This window comes from Streptomyces luteogriseus, assembly GCF_014205055.1.
GTDB lineage: Bacteria > Actinomycetota > Actinomycetes > Streptomycetales > Streptomycetaceae > Streptomyces > Streptomyces luteogriseus.
The window spans coordinates 3,052,273-3,076,163 of the sequence record NZ_JACHMS010000001.1; the positions used below are offsets into that span (position 1 = coordinate 3,052,273).

At 73.0% G+C, this 23,891-nt stretch carries 14 protein-coding genes; 3 read left to right on the forward strand and 11 right to left on the reverse strand.

The features are described from left to right. Positions 1-5 precede the first annotated feature (5 nt). The 3 genes from BJ965_RS39915 to BJ965_RS13040 form a co-directional block, all read right to left on the reverse strand. Positions 6-3,554, reverse strand: a complete 3,549-nt coding sequence (locus BJ965_RS39915) for an ATP-dependent DNA helicase (protein ID WP_184908790.1) — start codon at positions 3,552-3,554, stop codon at positions 6-8. Between the two features lie 180 nt (positions 3,555-3,734). Further along, positions 3,735-7,073 (reverse strand): ATP-dependent helicase, encoded by a 3,339-nt coding sequence (locus tag BJ965_RS13035; RefSeq protein ID WP_184908791.1) that lies wholly within the window; start codon positions 7,071-7,073, stop codon positions 3,735-3,737. Between the two features lie 266 nt (positions 7,074-7,339). Continuing rightward, a complete protein-coding gene (locus BJ965_RS13040) occupies positions 7,340-7,729 on the reverse strand; it encodes an MGMT family protein (protein ID WP_281402927.1) in 390 nt (129 codons plus the stop codon). A 186-nt stretch (positions 7,730-7,915) separates the two neighbouring features. Between BJ965_RS13040 and BJ965_RS13045 the strand changes: the two genes are divergently transcribed. From BJ965_RS13045 to BJ965_RS13055, 3 genes are all read left to right on the forward strand, one after another. Further along, the gene (locus BJ965_RS13045) at positions 7,916-10,645 is read left to right on the forward strand and encodes a lysylphosphatidylglycerol synthase domain-containing protein (RefSeq protein ID WP_184908793.1); all 2,730 of its coding nucleotides are present in this window, start codon (positions 7,916-7,918) and stop codon (positions 10,643-10,645) included. A gap of 96 nt (positions 10,646-10,741) precedes the next feature. After that, positions 10,742-12,286 carry an alpha/beta hydrolase gene (locus BJ965_RS13050; RefSeq protein WP_184908794.1) on the forward strand — a complete coding sequence of 515 codons (1,545 nt, stop codon included), beginning with the start codon at positions 10,742-10,744 and terminating at the stop codon, positions 12,284-12,286. A 136-nt stretch (positions 12,287-12,422) separates the two neighbouring features. Next, positions 12,423-13,892, forward strand: a complete 1,470-nt coding sequence (locus BJ965_RS13055) for an alpha/beta hydrolase (protein ID WP_184908795.1) — start codon at positions 12,423-12,425, stop codon at positions 13,890-13,892. Between the two features lie 71 nt (positions 13,893-13,963). On the opposite strand, the gene moeZ is transcribed toward BJ965_RS13055, so the two are convergent. The 8 genes from moeZ to BJ965_RS13095 form a co-directional block, all read right to left on the reverse strand. Next, complete coding sequence (gene moeZ, locus BJ965_RS13060; RefSeq protein ID WP_030854826.1) at positions 13,964-15,142, reverse strand: adenylyltransferase/sulfurtransferase MoeZ; 1,179 nt, start codon at positions 15,140-15,142, stop codon at positions 13,964-13,966. Positions 15,143-15,205: 63 nt separating this feature from the next. Next, the gene (locus tag BJ965_RS13065) at positions 15,206-15,955 is read right to left on the reverse strand and encodes a spherulation-specific family 4 protein (RefSeq protein ID WP_184908796.1); all 750 of its coding nucleotides are present in this window, start codon (positions 15,953-15,955) and stop codon (positions 15,206-15,208) included. Further along, positions 15,943-16,902, reverse strand: coding sequence for an NAD-dependent epimerase/dehydratase family protein (locus tag BJ965_RS13070; RefSeq protein ID WP_010047687.1), 960 nt, complete (start codon positions 16,900-16,902; stop codon positions 15,943-15,945). The genes BJ965_RS13065 and BJ965_RS13070 overlap by 13 nt, the downstream gene beginning before the upstream one ends. Before the next feature lie 120 nt (positions 16,903-17,022). Further along, a complete protein-coding gene (locus tag BJ965_RS13075) occupies positions 17,023-18,351 on the reverse strand; it encodes a hypothetical protein (RefSeq protein ID WP_184908797.1) in 1,329 nt (442 codons plus the stop codon). Further along, positions 18,348-20,072 carry a DUF3492 domain-containing protein gene (locus BJ965_RS13080; protein WP_184908798.1) on the reverse strand — a complete coding sequence of 575 codons (1,725 nt, stop codon included), beginning with the start codon at positions 20,070-20,072 and terminating at the stop codon, positions 18,348-18,350. The genes BJ965_RS13075 and BJ965_RS13080 overlap by 4 nt, the downstream gene beginning before the upstream one ends. A 224-nt stretch (positions 20,073-20,296) precedes the next feature. Next, positions 20,297-21,889, reverse strand: coding sequence for a dipeptide ABC transporter ATP-binding protein (locus BJ965_RS13085; RefSeq protein WP_184908799.1), 1,593 nt, complete (start codon positions 21,887-21,889; stop codon positions 20,297-20,299). Then, positions 21,886-22,884, reverse strand: coding sequence for an ABC transporter permease (locus tag BJ965_RS13090; RefSeq protein WP_184908800.1), 999 nt, complete (start codon positions 22,882-22,884; stop codon positions 21,886-21,888). Before BJ965_RS13090 ends, BJ965_RS13085 begins: the two co-directional genes overlap by 4 nt. After that, complete coding sequence (locus BJ965_RS13095; RefSeq protein ID WP_184908801.1) at positions 22,881-23,891, reverse strand: ABC transporter permease; 1,011 nt, start codon at positions 23,889-23,891, stop codon at positions 22,881-22,883. Before BJ965_RS13095 ends, BJ965_RS13090 begins: the two co-directional genes overlap by 4 nt.

A 23,891-nucleotide genomic window follows, 5' to 3' on the forward strand; every position in this document is an offset into this window, starting at 1 on the left:
CGAGCCTATCGGCCCGCACCGACGTCCTCGGAGTGCGATTCCTCACCGGACGGCTCCTCGCTCAGCAGCCGCTCCAGGGCCGCGCGGTCCGGCAGACCGCCGGGGCGGACGACCTCGCCGCTGCGCACGTAGAGGAACGCGGCCGTGACGGACTCCGGGGGAATGCCCTGCTGCTCGGCCCACGCGAGGCGGTAGACGGCGAGCTGGAGGGGGTCCGCGGTGTGTGCGCGGTTGGTCTTCCAGTCGACGATCTCGTAGGTCGCGTCCTCGCCGTCGCCCTCCTTGTAGACGGCGTCGATGCGGCCCCGCACGACGCGGCCGGCGAGCGCGAGCTGGAAGGGTGCCTCCACCCGGTAGGGCGTGCGGTGCGCGAACTCGGTCTGCTCGAAGGCGTCCTTGAGGGACTCCAGGTCCCGTTCGTCGGCGATCTCCGCGTCGCTGCCGGGCAGCTCCTCCGGCTCCAGCATGGGCAGCGTCAGCTCCTCGAAGCGGGCCTCGACCCAGGCGTGGAAGCGGGTGCCGCGGCGTGCGGCCGGCTGGGGCGGCCGGGGCATGGGGCGGGCCAGCTCCTGGGCCAGGCCGTCCGGGTCGGCGGCCAGGAGCAGCAGCTGGGAGGCCGTGAGGGACGTGGGCAGGGGCACCTCGGTGACGCTGTCGCGGGCGCGCAGGAGCTCACCGGTGAGGGCGTCGAGGTCGCGGTCCCAGGAGGCGACGGTGCGGGCCTCCTCCGGGGTGAAGCGCGGGCTGCGGTGTCGCTGTGGGTCCTGGGGTTCCGGCGGTCCCGCCTGGTGGGGGACCGTGGGGCGGTCTGCCGACCGGGCGTCCCCGTCCGCCTGCCATACGCCCCCGTCCGCCGCTCCCTCTGCTTGCGTGAAAGCGTCCTCGTCGGAGGCGTTTTCCTCGGAGGCGTCTTCGTCGAAGGGGACGTCGTCGGTGTCGAAGGGGTCCGGTTCGTCGTACGGAGGCTCGTCGTCCTCGGGGGGCGGGGGCCAGTCCGGGTCGTCGAGGGCGTCCGGGTCGTGCGTCGCCGCGGGGCGCCCGGCCTTCTCGGACGCGAGGTCCTCCAGGTGTGCCAGGACGGTCTCGGCGGCGGCGCGGCGGCGGGCCAGGGCCGCCGCGTCCAGAGGCAGGGGCCACACCTGGTCGGCCGTCGCCTGGTGCAGGGCCGGGTTCTCCTCGTCCTCGGCGGGCTCGTCCGCCCAGGCCTCGATCTCGCCGTACCCGGCTTCGCAGTGCTCGTAGAGGGCCTGGAGGAACGCGGACGGTCCCCGGCGCTTCTTCTGCGTGGGTCCCCACCAGTGGCCGGAGCCCAGGAGGAGGGAGCGGGGGCGGGTGAAGGTGACGTAGCCGAGGCGGAGTTCCTCGGTGTGCTGGTGCTCCTTCATGGCCTCGTGGAAGGCCTTCAGCCCCTTGGCGTCCCAGGACGTCACGTCGGGCAGGGTGTCGGCGTCGCCGCGCAGCTCGTGCGGCAGGACCTTGCCCTGGGAGGTCCACTTCTCGCGGCCCTTGCTGCTGGGGAAGGTGCCGGTGACCAGGCCGGGGACGACCACGACGTCCCACTCCAGGCCCTTGGACTTGTGGGCGGTGAGCACCTTCACGGTGTTCTCGCCGCCGGGGAGGGCGTTGTCGAGGCCCTTCTCGTACTGGGCGGCGGTGCGCAGGAAACCGAGGAAGGCGAGCAGGGACGTCTCGTTGTCTCCGGCGGCGAAGGACGCGGCGACGTCCAGGAAGTTGGACAGCGTCTCGCGGCGGCGAGCGGCCAGGGCGTGCGGGGACGCCGACAGCTCGACCTCCAGGCCGGTGACGGCGAGGACGCGGTGCAGGACGTCCATCAGCGGGTCGGCCAGGGAGCGGCGCAGCTCGCGCAGTTCGGTGGCCAGCCGGGCGAAGCGCACGCGGGCGTCGGGCGAGAACGGCAGTCCGTCGTCGTCCCCGCGGCCGTCCAGCGGTGTTTCCAGGAAGGTGTCGAGGGCGTCCGCGAGGGAGATGACCTCGGACGGGTCGACCCCTTCGACGGCCTCGGCGAGGCGGCGGTCCTGGTCGTCGTCGTCCGCCACGCGCGCGTGGGCCACGAGGAGCCGGGCGCGCCGCCCCAGGAGGGCGAGGTCGCGCGGGCCGATGCGCCAGCGCGGGCCTGTGAGCAGGCGTACGAGGGAGGCGTTGGCGCCGGGGTCCTGGAGGACCTCGCAGACGGCGACGAGGTCGGCGATCTCGGGCAGGTGCAGCAGCCCGGACAGGCCGACGACCTCGACCGGGATGTCCCGGGCGACCAGGGCGCTCTGGATCTCGGCGAAGTCGGTCGCCGTGCGGCACAGGACGGCGATCTCGCCGGGCGCGGTTCCGGTCCGGACGAGGTGGGCGACGGAGTCGGCGGCCCAGTCGATCTCCTCGGCGTGGGTGGGGAGCAGGGCGCAGCGGACCATGCCGTCGCGTTCGGCGCCGGGGGCCGGGCGGAGGGCCTCCACGCCCGCGTGGAGGGCGCGCAAGGGCTCCGCGAGGCCGTTGGCGAGGTCGAGGAGGCGGCCGCCGCTGCGGCGGTTCTCGCTGAGGGCCTGGCGGGTCGCGGGGCGGCCGTCGGCGTGGGCGAAGTGCTCTGGGAAGTCGTCGAGGTTGGCGACGGAGGCGCCGCGCCAGCCGTAGATCGCCTGGCAGGGGTCGCCGACGGCGGTGACGGGATGGCCGGTACCGTCGCCGAACAGGCCCGCCAGCAGGACGCGTTGGGCAACCGACGTGTCCTGGTACTCGTCGAGCAGGACCACGCGGAACTCGTCGCGCAGGACGCGGCCCACTTCGGGGATCCCGGCGAGCCGGGCCGACAGGGCGATCTGGTCGCCGAAGTCGAGCAGGTCCCGCTCGCGCTTGGCGGTCCGGTAGCGGGTGACCAGCTCTGCGAGTTCGCGTCGGGCGTCCGCCGCGTCCGGGACCTTGCGCAGGTCGGCGTTGCTGAGCTTGGCGCCCCGCAGGGTCAGCAGCAGTTCGGCGTCGTACGCGCGCAGTGCCTCCGGGCGCACGAGGTGCTCGGCGAGTTCGGAGTCGAGGGCGAGGAGGTCGCCGACGAGGTCCGGGAAGGAACGGGTCAGGGCGGGGTAGGGGCCGGGGGCCTCACGCAGGACGCGGGCGGCGAGCTGGAAGCGGGTGGCGTCGGCGAGCAGCCGGGACGTGGGCTCAAGACCGATGCGCAGGCCGTGGTCGGTCAGCAGGCGGCCCGCGAACGCGTGGTAGGTGGAGATCACCGGCTCGCCCGGCGGGTTGTCCGGGTCGATGGCGTCCGGGTCGGTGACGCCGGCCTTGACCAGCGCCTTGCGGACGCGCTCGGCGAGTTCGGCGGCGGCCTTGTTGGTGAAGGTGAGGCCGAGCACCTGCTCGGGGGCGACCTGGCCGGTGCCCACCAGCCACACCACGCGCGCCGCCATCACCGTCGTCTTGCCCGAGCCGGCTCCGGCCACGATCACCTGCGGGGCGGGCGGCGCGGTGATGCAGGCCGTCTGCTCCGGGGTGAACGGGATGCCGAGGAGCTCCTTGAGCTGTTCGGGATCGGTGATACGGGCGGGCACATCGAAAGGCTAGCGGCGGCCACTGACAGCGGTGGCCGAGTCGGCCGTCGGGGGAGGAAAAAGCGCAGGTCAGCACGCGTGGTGCGATAGCTCACCCCATGAGACCCCCCCCATGACAGCTCGCCCCGTGACAGACCACCCCATGACAGACCATCCCGGGACAGCTCACGCCACGACAGCTCACTCCACGACGTGACGCCCCTCCTGCCGCGCGCTGCACGAGGCTCGGAAGGCGCAGTGGGTGCAGTGCTGCCCGGCGGTCGGCGTGAACCGCTCGTCGAGGACCTTGCCGGCGGCGGTGGCGAGCAGGTCGCCGACCCACTCCCCCGCCAGCGGCTCCTGGGCCTGCACCTTGGGCAGGCTCTCGCCGCCGTCGCGCTTGGCCGCCCCCTGCCGGAGATGGACGAGTTCGGCGCCGCCCGGCTCGGGACGTACACCGTCGAAGGCCTCGTCGACGGCGCCCTCGCGGACGGCCAGCTGGTAGACGGCGAGCTGCGGGTGGCGCTCCACCTCCTTGGAACCGGGCGCCTGCTTGCCGGTCTTGAAGTCGACCACATAGGCGCGGCCGTCGCCGTCGGCCTCGACCCGGTCCATCTGGCCGCGGATGCGCACCTGGTAGTCGCCCGCTTCGAGGGTGACGTCGAAGTCGTGCTCGCTGGCCACCGGGGTCCGCCCGGCGCGGTTCGTCACGTGCCACTGCAGGAATCGCTCGAGCGCCACGCGCGCGTTGTCCTTCTCCTGGGCGGACTTCCACGGCGCGTCGAAGGCCAGCGCGTTCCACACGGAGTCGAGGCGTTCCATGAGGACGGTGAGGTCGGCCGGGGTGTGCCCGGAGGCGACCTCGTCGGCGAGGACGTGCACCACGTTGCCGAAGCCCTGGGCGGCGGTCGCGGGCGCGTCGGCCTTCACCTCGCGGCCGAGGAACCACTGGAGGGCGCAGGTGTTGGCCAGTTGGTCGAGGGCGCTGCCGGAGAGCACCACGGGCTGGTCGCGGTCGCGCAGCGGCACCTTGGACTCGGTCGGCTCGAACATGCCCCACCAGCGGTAGGGGTGTGCGGACGGCACCAAGGGGCGGCCGTCCTCGTCGGCGAGGGCGGCGAGCCGGGCCAGGCGGCGGGCGGCGGCCTCCCGGAGGACGTCGGAGACGCGGGGGTCGACCGTGGTGGCGCGCAGTTCGGCGACGAGCGCGGCGACGGACAGCGGGCGGCGGGGGCGTCCGGTGACGTCCTTGGGTTCGACGCCGAGTTCGGTCAGGAAGCGCGAGGGCTGGTCGCCGTCGTCCGCGGGGGCCTTGACCGCGGTGACGACGAGGCGTTCACGCGCGCGTGTGGCGGCCACGTAGAAGAGGCGGCGTTCCTCGGCGAGCAGCGCGCCGGGGGTGAGGGGTTCGGCGAGTCCGTCGCGGCCGATGCGGTCGGCCTCCAGGAGGGAGCCGCGGCGGCGCAGGTCCGGCCACAGACCCTCCTGGACGCCCGCGACGACCACGAGGCGCCACTCCAGTCCCTTGGAGCGGTGCGCGGTCATCAGGCGGACGGCGGCGGGGCGTACGGCTCGCCCGGTGAGGGTGTCGGCGGCGATGTCCTCGGCGTCGATCTCCGCCAGGAAGTTCAGGGTGCCCCGGCCTCCGGTGCGTTCCTCGGCGCGGGCGGCGGTGGCGAACAGGGCGCAGACGGCGTCCAGGTCGCGGTCCGCGTTGCGCCCGGCGGCGCCGCCCCGGCGGGCGGCCCGTTCCAGGCGCGTGGGCCATGGCGTGCCTTCCCACAGGTCCCACAGCGCCTCCTCGGCCGTGCCGCCGCCGGCGAGGCGTTCGCGGGCCTTGCGCAGCAGCGCGCCGAGGCGCTGGGCGCCACGCGCGTACGTGGGGTCGTGCACGGCGAGGCGCTCCGGCTCGGCGAGCGCCTGGGCGAGCAGCACGTCGGAGGGCGGCGGCAGCGGATTGCCGGCGGCCCGCTCCTCGTCGCGCAGGGCGCGGCCGAGACGGCGCAGGTCGGCGGCGTCCATGCTCGCGAGGGGCGACGTGAGGAGGGTGAGGGCCGTTTCGGTGTCGAGCCAGCAGGTGTCCTGCGGCGCGGAAGTGGCGTCCTCGGATTCGGGTTCCCGGGCGTCGGGCTCCCGGGATGATCCCGCCTCCGCAGCGGCCACCGCCCGCAGTGCCGTCAGCAGCGGCGCCACCGCCGGTTCGTGCCGCAGCGGCACGTCGTCACCGTCGACGTCCACGGGGACGCCCGCCGCCGTGAGGGCGCGGCGGACCGCCGGGATGGTGCGGGAGCCGGCGCGCACCAGAACGGCCATGTCGCCCCAGGGGACGCCGTCCTCCAGGTGGGCCCTGCGGAGGATGTCGGAGATGTTGTCCAGTTCCGTCCCGGACGTCGGGTAGGTGTACGCCTCGACGCGGCCGCCGTCCCGTACGGGGGCGAGTTCGCGGTGGGCGCGCACCTTCTCGGCGGGCAGGCGGGTCAGCGGCATGCGCTGGGTGAGCAGCCGGGTGGCGGCCAGCAGGCCGGCGCCGGAGCGGCGGGACGTGCGCAGCACGGAGACGGGGGCCGGGCGGCCGTCCGCGCGGGGGAAGGCGTGCGGGAAGTCCAGGATGCCGTTGACGTCGGCGCCCCTGAACGCGTAGATCGACTGGTCGGGATCGCCGAAGGCCACGAGCGTGCGGCCACCGCCGGCCAGGGCGTCCAGCAGTCGTACCTGAGCGGGATCCGTGTCCTGGTACTCGTCGACGTAGACGGCGTCGTACCGGGCGGCGAGCCACGCCGCGACGTCGGGGCGGCGGGCCAGGAGCACCGCTCGGTGGACGAGCTCCGCGTAGTCGATCACGCCCTGCAGGTCGAGCACGTCGAGGTACTCGGCGAGGAAGGCGGCCGCGGCGCGCCAGTCGGGCCGTCCCGTGCGGCGGGCGAAGGCGTCCAGGGCGTCGGGGCCGAGGCCCAGTTCGCGGCTGCGGGCGAGCACCGCGCGGACCTCGTCGGCGAAACCCCGGGTGGTCAGACAGGCGCGCAGTTCGTCCGGCCAGCGCACGTGAGCGAGTCCGAGCCGTTCCAGGTCCATCTGGCCCGCCAGGAGCTCCCGCACCGAGACGTCCTGCTCGGGGCCGGACATCAGTCGCAGCGGCTCGACGAACAGGTCGCTGTCCTGCTGGGCGCGGACCAGGGCGTAGCAGAACGAGTGGAAGGTGGTCGCCTGGGGAGCGCGGGCCGCCCCGGCCCGCCGGGCCATGCGGTCGCGCAGCTCGACGGCCGCCCGGCGGCTGAACGTGAGGACCAGAACGCGCTCGGGGTCCCCGCCCCGGGCGACGCGCTCGGCCACGGACTCGACGAGCGTGGTGGTCTTGCCGGTGCCCGGCCCTGCGAGGACGAGCAGCGGGCCCCGCCTGTGGTCAACCACGGAACGCTGTGAGGCGTCCAAAAGAGGGGGGTCCATCTGAGCAGGAGGGGTACGTACCAGTCGGTAAGCGCCACGGCTCCCCCGCCGCACCCGGGGGTGCGACAGGCCGTTGGTGAAGGAAGAGGAGCTCACGTGGTTCGCCGGTTCTGGTGGAAGTGCTGGTGGGCGGGCCACCGCGGGTGGCGGGCGGTGACCGCGGGGTGACGGGGGCACGCGCGGCCGACGCTACGCCGCCGAACGAGGCGGAAGCAGGGCTTCCCCTTTTTCCCGCCGGCCACTCTCGGCACGCGTGGCACTCGTGCCCCTCACCTCACGAACGTACGTCATATCCACGGTGTGCCCGGATTCCCCCGTACGGATCACGGGTCACACGAGAGGCCGTCCGATGGCGGAAGCTGTCAGGTGTGACCCTCCGCGCGATCGCCGCCGTCCCACCGCGCCCGTCTCATGTCGATGCGCGGCAGGTGGCCCTCGGCGGCGCGGCTCGCCTCCTTCAGGGGCGTGCCCTCCGCCCGGTAGTGGCCGAGCGCCCGCTGTTCGTGCCCGGGCAGCAGGACGCCGTCCGCGCGGACGACCCGCCACCAGGGGGCGGCTCCTCCGTAGAGCGCCATCACGCGGCCGACCTGCCGCGGACCCCCCTGCTCCAGCCACTCGGCGACGTCCCCGTAGGTCATGACACGACCCGGCGGAATCAGTTCGGCGACGTCGAGGACCTGCTCGGCGTACTCGGGCAGCGCACGCGCGGGCCCGTCCTCGGACCGGCCCCCCTCAGGGCTCTGCTCACTCATCCGCCCCATCCTGCCCCACCCCACCGACAACGGGCCGGGCGCGCTCCGGAGCGTTTCCGTCACCCGGCAGGGGCGCATCGGGCAGACTGTCCGCCCCCGCATGTGCACCCTGATTGCCCCGTGTGCCGGTGCGGCATGCCACCATCGTGCGGGCGGTGATCGGTGATACGAGACCAAGAAGAGACGATGAAGCAGCAGGGTGCGCACCCCGAGGACACGGAGGGCACCTCTGACGCTTCGTCGCGCCCGGACACTCCGGACGACGGTCCGAAGGGGGCGGCGAAGAAGCCCCGGGCGGCCGCCGAGGAGCCCGACTTCGCGCACATCGACGAGGTGGAGGGCGACGAACCGCTGCTCCCCGCGCGCGTGCACCGCCCGTCCGACCTGATGCGCCTGCTGGTGGGCGTGCTCGCCGTCGCGGTCCTGATCGGGATCGCCGCGTTCGCGCACGGCACCACCTCGGGTCTCGAACAGGACATCAACAAGGGCACCGGGCAGGCGCCCGACCTGCTCATCAAGATCGCGGGGCTGGCCTCCAGCATCGCGATCCTGCTGGTGCCGGTCGCCTTCGCGATCGAGCGGCTGATCAAACGGGACGGGCTGCGCATCGCCGACGGCGTGCTCGCGGCGGTCCTCGCGCACGGTGTGACCCTCGCCACGGACCTGTGGGTGGCCCGGGCCGCCCCCGATTCGATCCAGGAGGCGCTCACCCAGCCCTCCCCCGGCGACATCCACGCGCTGACCGATCCCGTGCACGGATATCTGGCCCCTGTCATCGCCTACATGACGGCCGTCGGCATGTCCCGCAGACCGAGATGGCGCGCGGTGCTGTGGGTCGTGCTGCTCCTCGACGCCTTCTCGATGCTCGTCACCGGGTACACGACCCCGTTCTCGATCATCCTGACCGTGCTGATCGGCTGGACCGTGGCCTACGGCACGCTGTACGCGGTCGGCTCGCCCAACGTCCGGCCCACCGGCCAGACGCTGATGGCCGGCCTGCGGACGGTCGGCTTCCGCCCGGTCAGCGCCTCACGCGAGGACACCTCGGACAACCCGGACACCGGAGACCGGGGCCGCCGATACTTCGTCACGCTGGAGGACGGCCCGCCCCTGGACGTGACGGTGGTCGACCGGGAGCAGCAGGCCCAGGGGTTCTTCTACCGCGCCTGGCGCAACCTGACCCTGCGCGGCTTCGCCACCCGCAGCAGCCTCCAGTCGCTGCGCCAGGCCCTGGAGCAGGAAGCCCTGCTGGCGTACGCGGCCATCGCGGCCGGGGCCAACGCGCCCAAGCTGATCGCCACCTCCGAGCTCGGCCCCGACGCGGTGATACTCGTCTACGAGCACAGCGGCGGGCGCACCCTCGACTCGCTGTCGGACGAGGAGATCACCGACGATCTGCTGCGCGACACCTGGCACCAGGTGAAGGCACTGCAGTCGCGGCGTATCGCCCATCGCAGGCTGGTGGGCGACGCGATCCTGGTGGATCGTTCCGGCAAGGTGATCCTCACCGACCTGCGCGTCGGCGAGATCGCGGCCGGCGATCTGCTGCTGCGCATGGACACCTCCCAGCTGCTGGTGACCCTCGGCCTGCGCGTCGGCGCCGAGCGCACGGTGGCCTCGGCGGTGGGGGTGCTCGGCCCCGACGCGGTGGCGGACTGCCTGCCGATGCTCCAGCCCATCGCGCTCAGCCGCTCCACGCGCGCGACGCTGCGCAGACTGGCCCGCGAGCGTGCACAGCGCGAGCGCGAGGCGGTCCTGGAGGCATCCCGGCAGGCGAAGCAGGCCCGCCTGGAGGAGGACGCGGACGCGTCACCCGTCGTCCTGGAGAAGCCCGACAAGAAGGCCGTACGGGCGGAGCAGCGCGCCGAGAAGCGGGCGATCGACGAAGCCCTGGAGGAGGCGCGTGAGGAGGATCTGCTCACCCAGATCCGGCACGCGGTGCTGCGGATCAGGCCACAGGCGCCCGTCGAGCCTGCCCGGCTGGAGCGGGTGCGGCCGCGCACGCTGATCAGTTTCATCGCCGGCGCGATCGGCGCGTACTTCCTGCTGACGCAGCTCACACACATCGAGTTCGGGCCGCTCATCGCGAACGCCGAGTGGGGCTGGGTCGCCGCGGCCGTGCTGTTCTCGATGTGCAGCTACGTCGCGGCGGCGATGGCGCTCCTGGGGTTCGTGCCCGAGCGGGTGCCGTTCGTGCGGACCGTGGCAGCGCAGGTCGCCGGGTCGTTCGTGAAGATCGTCGCCCCGGCGGCGGTGGGCGGGGTCGCCCTGAACACGCGCTTCCTGCAGCGCGCGGGAGTGCGCCCGGGGCTCGCGGTGGCGAGTGTCGGCGCCTCTCAGCTGTTCGGGCTCGGCTGCCACATCCTGATGCTGCTGTCCTTCGGCTACCTGACCGGCACCGAGAAGACGCCGTCGCTGTCGCCGTCCCGGACGGTCATCGCCGGGCTGCTCACGGTGGCCGTGCTCGTGCTCGTGGTGACGTCGGTGCCGTTCCTGCGGAAGTTCGTCGTCACGCGCGTGCGGTCGCTGTTCGCGGGTGTCGTGCCGCGCATGCTGGACGTGCTCCAGAGGCCGCAGAAGCTGGTCACCGGCATCGGCGGCATGCTGCTGCTGACCGCCTGCTTCGTCATGTGCCTGGACGCGTCGATCCGCGCGTTCGGCGACGAGTCCACGTCGATCAGCATCGCCAGCGTCGCCGTCGTCTTCCTCGCGGGCAACGCCCTGGGGTCCGCGGCGCCGACACCGGGCGGTGTGGGCGCGGTCGAGGCGACCCTGACGGTCGGCCTGATCGCGGTCGGGCTGCCGAAGGAGGTCGCGGCACCGGCGGTTCTGCTCTTCCGCCTGCTGACGCTGTGGCTGCCCGTGCTGCCGGGCTGGCTGGCCTTCAACCACCTCTCGCGCAAGCAGGCCCTCTGACCCGACAGGGCGGGCAGCAGGCTTCTCCCCTGCCCCTCCTACCTCATACGGCACGCGTCCCGCGCGCCTCGTCCGGTACCGCCGCAGGATGGAACCATGCCATCCGCCCTCCGGCTGCGCGCCGCCGCCCTGACCGCCTCCGCCGTGCTGCTGTCCACCGTGCTGGCGGGGTGCGGCGACGACGCCAAGGACGAGGACGTCACGCGGCAGGACTTGAGCTGGAAGGCCTGCCCGGCGCCGGACGCGGCCCAGGGCGGCGGCGCCTCGCCCTCTCCCCTGCCGGACGACGGTGAGTGGCAGTGCGCGACCATGAAGGCCCCGCTCGACTGGAGCGACCCGAAGGGCGACACGATCGGCCTCGAGCTCATCCGGGTCAGGACGACCGGCGCCGCGAACGAACGCATCGGCTCGCTCATCTTCAACTTCGGCGGCCCCGGCGGCTCGGGCGTCACCTCGCTGCCCGCCTTCGCGGAGGGCTACGAGAAGCTGCGCACCCGCTACGACCTGGTCAGCTTCGACCCGCGCGGGGTCGGCCGCAGTGACCCCGTGCTCTGCGAGAACGACCAGCAGCTCGACGCCTACTTCCAGCAGGACGCCACTCCCGACGACGCTGCCGAGCGCACCCAGCTCGTCGACAACACCAGGGAGTTCAACGACGCCTGCGAGGACAACTCGGACAAGATCCTGCCGCACCTGCGCACCACCGACGCGGCCCGCGACCTGGACCTGATGCGCCAGGTCCTCGGCGACGACAAGCTGCACTACTTCGGCATCTCCTACGGAACCGAACTGGGCGGCGTCTACGCCCACCTGTTCCCGAAGCGGGTCGGCCGAGCCGTGTTCGACGCCGTCGTCGACCCCACGCAGGACCCCGAACAGGGGTCGCTGGGCCAGGCCAAGGGATTCCAACTCGCACTCGACAACTTCGCCGAGGACTGTGTGTCGCAGGCCGAGGAGTGCCCGATCGGCGACAGCGCCCAGGACGTGAAGGACCGTATCGCCAGGCTGCTCGACGACCTCGACCGCACTCCGATCCAGGGGATCTTCCCCCGTCAGCTGACCCAGACCGCGGCGACCAGCGGCATCGCACAAGCGCTGTACTCGAAGGACTTCTGGGAGTACCTCACCGAGGGCCTGGAGCAGGCGTACGACGGCGACGGCCGGATCCTGCTGTCGCTGGCCGACTCGATGAACGGGCGCAGTGACAACGGCGAGTACAGCAACATCACCCCCGCCAACGTCGCCATCAACTGCGCCGACGACAAACCCCGCTACGACAGCGCCTACGTCCAGCGGAAGCTGCCCGAGTTCCGGGCCGCGTCGGACCTGTTCGGCGACTACCTGGCGTGGTCCATGCTCAGCTGCACCGACTGGGCGGTGCCGGGCGCCGCCGACCACCCGGACGTCAGTGCTCCGGGCTCGTCGCCCATCCTGGTCGTCGGCAACACCGGCGACCCGGCCACACCGTACGAGGGCGCGCGGGCCATGGTGAACGCGCTGGGCAAGGGCGTCGGTGTCGAGCTGACGTACCGGGGCCAGGGGCATGGCGCCTACGACAGCAAGAACAAGTGCGTGCAGGGCGCGGTGGACGGCTATCTGCTGGACGGCAAGGTGCCGCCGACGGGGACCGTCTGCTCCTGACACCTGCGACGATCCCGACGAACTCGCAGGTCAGAAGGTTATCCACAGGCTGCGACGGCCGACGCGGGATCTGCCTACCATGGCCTGACCGCCATCCGCGGCACGGAGCGGACGGCCTGTGATGGGGGGATGGGCGATGACGCGCCTCGTTCGGTGGACCGCTCTGGCGGCCGCCTCGGCCCTGCTGACCGCCGGCTGCAGCGGCGGTTCGTCCGGCGACGACAAGAGCGGGCTCTCCTGGGGCCGTTGCAAGGCCACCGCCGACGGCCCCGCGCCGAGCAGCGAATGGCAGTGCGCGACGCTGAAGGTGCCGCTGGACTGGTCGAAGCCGGACGGCGAGACGATCGGTCTGGGGCTGATCCGCGCCAAGGCCCGCGGCGACGACCGCCTCGGGTCGCTGCTGTTCAACTTCGGCGGCCCGGGCGCCTCGGGCGTGTCCATGATGCCGTCGTACGCCCCGACCGTCTCCGCACTCCGCGAGCGGTACGACCTGGTGAGCTGGGACCCGCGCGGCGTGGGCGCAAGCGAGGGCGTGCGCTGCCGCGGCGACAAGCAGATCCAGGGCGCCGAGTCGGTGGACGTCACCCCGGACACCCCCGCCGAGGAAAAGGCGTACCTCGAGGACGCCGCCGACTTCGGCAAGGGCTGCCAGAAGGACGCCGGGAAGCTGATGGCGCATGTCTCGACAGCCGACTCGGCCCGCGACATGAACCGCATCCGGCAGGTCCTCGGCGACGACAGGATGAACTACTTCGGCATTTCCTACGGCACCGAACTGGGCGGCACCTATGCCCACCTCTTCCCGAAGAAGGTGGGGCGCATGACGCTGGACGCGGTCGTCGACCCCACAGCCGACACCGAGGGCCATGCCCTGAACCAGGCCAGGGGCTTCCAGCGCGCGCTGAACGGCTATCTCAGGTCCACGGGCCAGGACCCGCAGGCCGGCACGCGCAAGATCGCGGAGCTGCTCCGCCGCATCGACGCCCGCCCCCTGGCGACGGGCGCGCCGGGGCGGAAGCTGACCCAGGCCCTCGCGGTCACCGGCATCATCCTGCCGCTGTACAGCAAGGACAGCTGGCCCACGCTGACGAGCGCCCTCGACGCGGCGGAGAGGGGCGACGGCTCGGAGTTGCTGGTCCTCGCCGACGGCTACAACGAGCGCGATCCATCGGGGCGCTACGGCACGACGACCCACTCCCAGCGGGTCATATCGTGCCTGGACGACAGGCAGCGGCCGACGGTGGCCGAGACGAAGAAGCTGCTGCCTCGATTCGAGAAGGTCTCCCCGGTCTTCGGGACGTTCCTCGGCTGGGACACGGCCGGCTGGTGCCACGACTGGCCGGTGCCCGGACAGCACGACACCCCGGAGGTGAGCGCCCCCGGCGCGGCACCGGTCCTGGTCGTCGGCAACACCGGCGACCCGGCCACGCCGTACGAGGGCGCGCGGAGGATGGCCGGCGAGCTGGGCAAGGGCGTCGGGGTGCTGCTCACCTGGCGCGGCGAGGGGCATGGCGCCTACGGCAGTGGGAGCGACTGCGTGGACTCCGCGGTGAACGCGTACCTGCTGGACGACTCGGTGCCGAAGGACGGCAAGGTCTGCTCATGACGACGGCGGGGGCTCCGGGCACCCGAGGTGCCCGGAGCCCCCGCCGCTGGGAAAGCGAGGCCGGCTACGGCTCAGTACACCGGCTTGGACGGCTCGATCTGGTTGACCCAGCCGATCACGCCACCGCCGACGTGCACGGCGTCCGAGAAGCCCGCGGACTTCAGGACCGCGAGGACTTCCGCACTGCGGACACCCGTCTTGCAGTGCAAGACGATCTTCTTGTCCTGCGGGAGGCTCTCCAGGGCGGTGCCCATGAGGAACTCGTTCTTCGGGATCAGCCGGGCGCCCGGGATGGAGACGATCTCGTACTCGTTCGGCTCGCGGACGTCGATGATGTCGATGCTCTCGCCGTCGTCGATCCACTCCTTGAGCTGCTTGGGAGTGATCGTGGAGTCGGCGGCCGCCGCCTGGGCCTCTTCGGATACGACGCCGCAGAAGGCCTCGTAGTCGATGAGCTCGGTGACGGTCGGGTTCTCGCCGCAGACCGCGCAGTTCGGGTCCTTGCGGACCTTGACCTGGCGGTACTGCATCTCCAGGGCGTCGTAGATCATCAGCCGGCCGACCAGCGGGTCACCGATGCCGGCGAGGAGCTTGATGGCCTCGTTGACCTGGATGGAGCCGATGGACGCGCAGAGCACGCCCAGGACGCCGCCCTCGGCGCAGGAGGGAACCATGCCGGGGGGCGGGGGCTCCGGGTACAGGCAGCGGTAGCAGGGGCCGTGCTCGGACCAGAAGACGGACGCCTGGCCGTCGAAGCGGTAGATCGAGCCCCAGACGTACGGCTTGTTGAGCAGCACGCAGGCGTCGTTGACCAGGTAGCGGGTCGCGAAGTTGTCCGTGCCGTCGACGATCAGGTCGTACTGGCTGAAGATCTCCATCACGTTGTCGGCCTCGAGCCGCTCCTCGTGAAGGATCACGTTCACGTACGGGTTGATGCCCTTGACGCTGTCGCGGGCGGACTCGGCCTTCGGACGGCCGATGTCGGCCTGGCTGTGGATGATCTGACGCTGCAGGTTCGACTCGTCGACCTCGTCGAACTCCACGATGCCGAGGGTGCCGACGCCCGCGGCGGCCAGGTACATCAGCGCCGGCGAGCCCAGGCCGCCGGCGCCCACACACAGCACCTTGGCGTTCTTCAGCCGCTTCTGCCCGTCCATCCCCACGTCGGGGATGATCAGGTGGCGGGAGTACCTGCGGACCTCGTCTACGGTGAGCTCGGAAGCCGGCTCGACCAGGGGTGGCAGCGACACGGGGACTCCGTTGGTCGGTCAATCACTACGGTTGTTCTCCCCGTAACAGTGCCATGCCCTTTTTCATTCCGAGACACCTGTTCCGATACGCGAGACGAACTCGTCCCAGTAGCCGGGCATGGCCTCCCAGGGATCGGTGCTTCCACCGCGATCCGTGTGGTCGGTGATCCAGACCGTCGCCGCACCCTGCCAGCGGGCGATGCGCAGCGCCTCGGCCAGATGGGGGCGGGGCACGCCGTGGACGAAGTGGCAGAAACGCTCGGGCGCGTGGTCGACGGTCCACTCGGCCACCTGGGACCAGCGGTAGTCGCTCCAGGGCCCGGAGAAGGTGACCAGCTGGTCGGCGAGTTCGACGTAGCCGGGGTGCGGGTGGATGCCGTGGCCGAGGACGATGTGGGCTGCGTCACGGATCACACGCAGTGTGGCGACCGTGCGGCGGACCTCGGGCAGCCCGGCGTGGTCCGCCGGGCAGCGCTCCAGGAGGAAGCCGTCGACCTGGTACCAGTCGACGAACCGGTGGGCGTCCGAGATCAACTCGCCGAAGTTGCGGGTGCCGTACCGGGTGTCGAGGTGGCCGAGGACGCGGATGCCCGCGTTGCGCAGCCGGCCGGCCGCCTCCAGGCAGTGCGGGTCGGGGCGGGTTCCGGGCCCGTCGGCCACGTTGAGGACCACCCAGTGCAGCGGCGTGCCGGGGCGGGTCAGCTCACCCCACTCGATGGGGGCGAGGAGGGGGTGCGCGTACCCGGGGACTCCTACGCCGGGGCGCAGCTCCGTGTCCGAGGTGCGCCGCCGGGATCTGGTCAGATACGGCATGCCGCCTCCATCCAGATGTCGGCGAGGGACTCCTCCAAGCCGATCCGGGGACGCCAGCCGAGCCGGTCGCGGGCGGTGCGCACATCGGCCTGCTGCCAGCTGCCGCAACCGTCCGGGTACGGGTACGCGACGGGGGGCGCGTGGTCCGGGTCGGGGCGGGGGTGGCCGATGGCCGTGCGCAGGGCGCCGGGCGGTCCGTCGAGTTCGTGGAGGGCGCCGCCGTATCCGGCGACGCGGGCGAGGACGGCGGCGGCGTCGCGCAGCCGCACGGCACGTCCGGAGCCGATGTTGATGACGCCCTGCGCGGCGGAGAGCGAGGCGGCGTGGACGGCACGGGCCACGTCGCGGACGTCGACGAAGTCGCGCTGCGCGCCGAGGCCGCCGAGTTTCAGTTCGCCGTCACCGGACTGCATGGCCCGGCGCATGGCCTCGGCGAGACGGCCCAGCGGGGAGCCGGCGGGGGTGCCGGGTCCGGCTGGCGAGAAGACCCGCAGGACGACGGCGTCCAGGCCTGAGCCGAGGACGAGTTCGGTGGCGGCGAGTTTGCTGACCCCGTACGGGCCGCCGGGCCGGGGCACGGCGTCCTCGGCGGTGGAGGAGCCGGGCTGGCTCGGGCCGTACTCCGCGCTGCAGCCGATCTGCACCAGTCGGGCGCCGCAGCCGCTGCGGCGCAGGGCCTCGCAGACGGTGGCGACGGCGACGGTGTTGTGGCGGGTGAGCTCGCGGGCCCCGCCGCGGGTGGCGCCGGCGCAGTTGACGACGACGCCCGGGTGGACCGCGTCGAGGAAGCGGGTGAGGGCGCCGGGGCTGCCGGAGGCGAGGTCGAAGCGGACGTCGGCGTCGTCACCGCGGCCGAGGGCGGTGAGCTGGACGGCCGGGTCGGCGAGCAGACGGTCGGCGACGAAACGCCCGATGTAGCCGTTGGCTCCGATCAGCAGGACTCTCATCACACGGCTCCCCATGTCGCCGGGGCTCCTGGGTGGGTGATCATGCGGGTTCTCCTCGAGGCGGATAGGAAGGGACGGAACGGGTGCCGCCCGCGGCGGTGGGACCGGCGCCGGCAGCGCTCACCGCGCGGGCTCCGGCGGTGCGTGGGCCGAGGCCCGGGTGAGCTTGCGGGTCATGTGGGCCAGGAGGGCCAGCGCCGCAGCTCCGCAGGTGAGGGTGGGGACGCTGTCGGCACCCCAGGTGGTGACGAGGGCTTCGACGGGGGTGGCCAGGAGGCCGAAACCGGGGAGGCGGGAGGCGAACACGGTGGCGAGGGCGGCGGCCTCGACCGTGGCCGCCGCGGTGAGGACGACGGCGGGGGCGTAGGTGAAGCCGTGCGTGGTGAGGAGGCGGGCCAGGAAGAAGAGGGCGCCCAGGGTGAGGACCTGCGGGTAGGCCGCGCGCTCGCCGAGGACGGCGGAGCTGAGGGTGAGCAGGGCCGCCAGGGCGCACAGGAACAGGACGAACGTGCCGATCAGGAGGGGGCGTACGGAGGTGGCGAAGTCCTCCAGGCCGCGGCTGACGGCGAGTTTGCGGCTGGCTCGGGCGGTGAGGAGGTGCGCGGTCCAGGCGGCGGGCGCGCAGCCCAGGGCAAGGGCCAGGACCGGGGCGGCGGTGAGGGGCCAGGGGCCGTCGGCCGTGCCGGTGGGCAGGGTGTCGGGGCCTCCGGCCAGCGCGTTGCCGAGCAGGCCGTTGCCAAGGAGGGAGTAGGCGACGAGCCACACGGTCCATGGGGTGGTCCAGCCGGAGGCCGCGCCGGGTCGTGGGCCGGGCCGGTCCGTGCCGGTCCTGCTCAGCGGTCCTCGGCGCAGGGCCGCGCGGAGGGCCAGGGCCACGGCGAGGGCCCCGGCGGCTGCCGCGAACAGGCGCGACCGGCCGTGGGTGAGGTGCACGGCAGCGAGGGCAGCGGCACACAGCGCCCCGGGCAGGAGGGTCAGCAGTACCCAGCCGGCGTGCACGCGGGGAGCGGCGGGCGGGGCGGGCACGGTTGTGTCGCCGTCCCGGGAGACCCGCGCGTACATCTCCTCGGCGAGGGAGAAGACGTCCCGGTGCCGGAAGCGGGCGGCGGTGCGGTCGGTGATGCCGTGCGCCTCCAGTCCGGCGGCGATCTCCAAGGGGTCCACCGCACGCTCGCAGAGGCCCCGGTGACGGTGCATCAGCGCCTTCACCGGGTCGGCAGCGCCCCGCCGCGGGGTGGAGCCGGCACGGTCGACGCCCGGCTCCGACTTCCCGAGGCCGGTACTGCCGGAGGCGGACTCCGGCTTCCCGAGGCCGGTACTGCCGGAGGCGGACTCCGGCTTCCCGGGGCCGGTACGGTCAGAAGCAGACACCGGCTTCCCGGGGCCCGTACGGCCAGGGGCAGCCCCGGTCGGGGCTCCCGGTCGGTCCAGTTCGCCCAGGCCGCTCATCGCGCTCCCTCCGGGGCGGGGACGGGAGTGGTGGCGCGTACGGGGGGCCTGCCCGCCGCCCAGCCGGGGCCGCTGCGGGCTGCGAGGCGGGGTGCCGCGGCGGTCCAGCGGACGGGCACGTGCGCTTCGGCGGGAACCGAGAACGGCAGCGGCTCCCCCGCTCCGTCGAGGACGACCCGGCGGACGGGCGCGCGCGAGACGACCTCCAGGTAAATGCCGTGAAATGCCTCGACGTTCTGCTCGACCGTGAACAGTTCGAGGGCACGGGCGCGAGCAGCGGCGCCCAGGCGCGCACGGCGCTCGGGATCACGCAGCAGTGCCACGCACGCCTCGGCAAGCGCCCGCGGATTGCGCGGCGGTACGACGAGCCCCGTGCCGCCGATGACCTCGACGACCGCGCCGACGTCCGTCGACACCGTCGCGCGCCCGCAGAGCATGGCCTCGGCGAGCCCGACGGGGAAGCCCTCGACGACGCTGGAGAGGACGGTCACGGCACCCGAGGCGTAGGCGTCGGCGGCGGCCGGGAGGTCGGGGCCGCCGATCTCCTCGAAGGACACCGGGTTGTCGCCGGCGGCGTGCGGGCCCTCGGCCTCGTCGGGGAAGAGCTGGGCGGCCAGTGCCCTGCAGTGACCGAGGTAGGCCGCACCTTCGGGGCCGGCGGGGGCGCCGACGATGCGCAGGCGCGTTCCCGGCTGCCGCTTGCGGACCTCCGCGAAGGCGTGCAGCAGCGAGACCAGGTCTTTGGCGGGCTCGACGCGGCCGGCCCAGACGAGCGTGTCCGGGTCCGCGCGGTCCGCGGACTCGCCCACTGCGGCGAAGGGCCGGGCGTCCATGCCGGGGTAGACCGTGCGGAGCTTCTCGCGGTCGGCGCCGCAGCGCTCCTGCCAGCGGCGGGTGTGGGTGTTGCCGGCGGTGACGACTTCGGCCCGCCCGTAGGCCTCGGCCGTGAGCCGGCCCTGGAAGGCCGCCAGCAGGGACCGTACGGCGGGTGAGGCGTCCGGGGTGGTGAGGTAGTGCGTCCGCAGGCGCACGCCGTACTCGGTGACCATCAGGGGCACGCCGGTGAAGTGCCGGGCCAGCAGGCCGGGCAGGACGGCCGTGCCGCCGGACGCGGCGTGGCAGAGGTCGACGGCGCCGAGCCCGTCGTCCTCGTACCAGTCGAGGGAGAGGGGGCGCAGGGCGCGTTCCAGTTGTGCGGCGACGGCGAGCAGATCCGGTACGCGTGCCTCGCGTGCGGCGCGGTGGGCGCCGGGCGCACGACAGGCGCGTTCCAGAGTGCGTACGGCGGCCTCCGACCGGAGGACTCCCGCCAGCCCGCCCTCGTCGCGGGCGAGTTCGGCGAGACCGTACAGAGCGTTGGCGAAACGGTCCGCCTCAGAGGTCGGCGCACCCTCGGAAAGGTTCCTGGCCGCCCCCGAGGCGCCCTCGGGGACCCCGCACAGCACGGCGGCCAGTTCCCCGAAGTGCTCGGTGAACCGCCGGCGTGCGCGGCGCCCGAGCACCACTTCGTCGTCCTCGGCCATCCACAGCGGGGCGGTGCGCACCCGGCGGACGTTCGGTGGCAGTGGGATCCAGCCCTCGTCCTCCTGGTGCTCGCTGCGGCTGAGCGCGTAGACGTCGAACTCGTGCTGGGCGAGTCCGTGCACCAGCCGGTCGCACCAGAGCCTGGCGTCACCGCTCACATACGGATAGCCACCCTCCGTAAGCAGTCCGATGCGCACGTGTGCACCCCCGATCTCCCGTATGGGGAGCCGCCGTTGCCCGGCGGCTCGCAGCGGGACGAACGTATGCGGACAAGGCGGTGGTGCGACGGACGGTTGTCCGTCGCACCACCAAAAGGGGTGAACGGTCGTAACTTTCCTGTGCGGGTCGCGTTCTGTCGCGCTAGGAGATCAAGCGGACACGGATCGTCATGCCGCAGCCATCTCCCACGCCGCGCCCCGTCTCACGCCGCGGCCAACTCCCGTCGCCGCGCCCGGCGTCGCGCGGCGGCCTCCGGGTCGAGTGCCGGTACCGCGGCGAGCAGCTGCCCGGTGTAGGGATCGCGCGGCGACTCGTACACCTCCGCGACGGGCCCTTCCTCGACGATCCGGCCTCGCCGCATCACCGCGACCCGGTCGCTGACCTGGCGGACGACGGCCAGGTCGTGCGCGACGAAGACCAGCGCGAGCCCGAGTTCGCGCTGCAACTCCCCCAGCAGGGCGACCACATGCGCCTGGGTGGTGACGTCGAGGGCCGAGACCGGCTCGTCGCAGACGATGACGCGCGGGTCGGCCGCGAGCGCCCGCGCGATGCCGGCACGCTGGCGTTGCCCGCCGCTGAACTCATGGGGGTAGCGGTCGTACTGACCCGCTTCGAGCCCCACGCGCTCCAGCAGTTCCCCCACGCGCTCCCGGATGCGCCGCTCCTGCCGCTCACCCCGGGCGCGCAGCGGGTCGGCGATGGACTCGCCCACGCTGCGGCGGGGGTTGAGGGAGGAGACGGGGTCCTGGAAGACCATCTGCACGGCCGGGTTCACCCCGGTGTGCGGGCGGCCCTCGAAGGCCAGCGATCCGGCCGTCGGCTCCAGCAGCCCGACGAGCATGCGCCCGAGGGTCGTCTTGCCGCTGCCGCTCTCGCCGACGATCCCGAGGGTCTCGCCGCGGCGCAGGGTCAGCGAGACGTCGTCCACGGCCGTGACCGCCCGTTTCCCGCGCCCGAACTCGCGCCGCAGGCCGGTCGCCTCCAGGACGACCTCCTCGGGAGCCGTCGAGGCCTTCCGCGGCGCGTCCAGCCGGGGGACCGCCGCCAGCAGCTCCCGGGTGTACGGCTCGGCCGGTGCGCCCAGCACGCCGGCGACCGGGCCGTGCTCGACCGCCCTGCCGTGCCGCATCACCAGCACCTCGTCGACGCTCTCGGCTGCTACGCCCACGTCGTGCGTGACGAGCAGCAGGCCCATGCCGGTCTCCTCGCGCAGGGTGTGCAGCAGGTCGAGGACCTGGGCCTGGACCGTCACGTCGAGGGCGGTCGTCGGCTCGTCGGCGATCAGCAGCCGGGGCTCGCACGCGAGCGCCATGGCGATCAGGGCGCGCTGGCGCATGCCGCCGCTGAACTCGTGCGGCCGGGACCTGGACCGCCGGGCCGCGTCCGGGATACCCACCCGGTCGAGGACCTCCACGGCACGCGCGCGTGCCGCCCGCCGGGAAGCGCGCGTGTGCACGCGGTACACCTCGGCGATCTGGTCGCCGATCGCGTAGTACGGGTCGAGGGAGGACAGCGGATCCTGGAACACCATGGCGGCCCGCCCGCCGCGCAGCCGCCGCAGTTCCTCGTCGGAGGCCCGCTGCACGTCGGTGCCGGCCACCTCGACCGAGCCCTCGACGCGCGCACCCGTGCCCCGGTGCAGGCCGAGCAGCGCGGACGCCACGGTCGACTTGCCGGAACCGGACTCACCGACCAGGGCCAGGGCGGCGCCCTCCTCCAGACGGAAGGAGAGTCCGTCGACGGCGCGCAACGCGCCGAAGTCCACGCGGAGACCGGTCACGTCGACCAGGCTCATGTCAGCACCACCCGTCGGTCGGCCACCGCGTACAGGACGTCCGCGACGGCGTTGGCGAGGACCACGAAGAATCCGATGACCAGGACCATGCCGACCACGACCGGCAGGTCGACGACCTTGACGGCATGGACGAGTTCCTGTCCGATGCCGGGCAGGCCGAACAGCGTCTCGGTGAGCACCGCGCCGCCGATGGCCGATCCGACGTTGTTGGCATTGAGCGCGATGACCGGGGCGAACGCCCCGCGCAGGGCGTGCCGTCCGACGATCGACCGTTCGCCGACGCCGTAGGCACGGAAGGTGCGGATGTGGTCCTCCGCCAGCGTCTCCAGCATCGAGGCCCGGGTCAGCCGGGCGAACGCGGCGGCTTCGATGAGGGCGAGCGACAGCCAGGGCAGCAGCAGGTTCCACGCCCACTGTTCGGGGTCGTCGGTGAGGGCGACGTACTGCGGGAAGGGCAGCAGCCGCAGCTCCCCGCAGACGACGATCATCAGGACCAGGCCGATGACGAAGACCGGGGTGGCCGTGCCGGCGAGGGTGAGGCCGGTCAGCACCCGCTCGGAGAACCGGCCGCGCCGCCAGGCGGAGAGCACGCCGGTGCCGACCCCGAGGATCAGCCAGAGCACCATCGCGCCCGCCACCAGGGACAGACTGACCGGGAGCTTCGCCCAGATCAGCTGCGTGACCTGCTGGTCGCTCTGGTACGACAGGCCGAGGCAGGGTGCGGAGCACTGCTGCACGGACGTGCCCGTCGAGTAGTCCTGGCCGGCGACGAGGCCTTGGAGGAAGTGCCCGTAGCGCACGAACAGGGGGTCGTCCAGGTTCAGTTGCCGGGCCACCTGGTGCACCTGTTCCGGTGAGCAGCGCGGGCCGCAGGTGATCTGGGCGACGTTGCCGGGGGTGGCGTAGAAGACGACGTAGACGATCACCGAGATGGCGAGCAGGGTGATCGCGGCGCCGACGGTGCGGCGCAGGACGAAGCCGGTGAACCCGTTCATGCCGTGCCTCCCTCGGCCGCCTTCGACTCCCGCCGGCGTCCCGTCCCGACGCGCAGCCGGGAGGCCGCGCGCGGGTCGAGCGCGGTGCGGATCCCGTCGCCGAGGACCGTGAGGGCGAGCACCGTGACGAAGAGGGCGCCCGCGGGCAGCAGCAGGTACTGCGGGGCGGCCTGGTACCAGACGTCGGCGGCGGTGAGCATCTGTCCCCAGGAGGGCGTCGGCGGCTTCACGCCCACGCCGAGGAAGGAGAGCGCGGCCTCGACGGTGATGTTCGTCGGGACGAGCAGCGCGGCGTAGGTGATGACGGGTGCGGCGATGCCGGGCAGGAGTTCGCGGCGGGCGATGCTCCAGGTGCCCCAGCCGCTGAGCCGGGCCGCGGAGACGTGGTCGAGTTCCTTGAGGGTGAGGGTCTGCGCGCGCACGATCCGGGCGATGTTGCCCCAGCCGATCAGGCCGATGACGAGCGCGACGAGCACGGGCCGCGGGAAACTCGACGGCACGATCGCGAGCAGCGCCAGCGACATGATCATGAGCGGCATGGCGACGATGATGTCCGTGAACCGGCTCAACAGTTGATCAACCCATCGCTTCCCGAGTGCGGCCGCGACGCCCAGGGTGATGCCGATGGCGACCTGTACGACGGTCGCGGCCAGGGCGACGCCCAGCGACACGCGCGCGCCGTAGACCAGCCGCGCGAACAGGTCCCGGCCGGTCTGGGGTTCGACGCCGAACCAGTGGTCGGCGCTCGCTCCGCCGAGGGGTCCGATGGGCACGCCGCCGCGCGCGGAGTCCACGAGGGACGGGTGGTAGGTGGTCGGGTCCTGGCCCTCGACGGCGGTGAGCAGCGGCGCGGCGAGCGCGACCAGGACGAGCAGCGCGACGGCTCCGGCCGCGACGAGGGCGGCGCGCTGTGTGCGCAGCCGCCGCCAGAACTGACGGGCCCCCGAGGCGGCCGGGACGGCAGGGTCCGTCACGGCCGCCTCGGCGGCGAGAAGTGCCTCACTCAC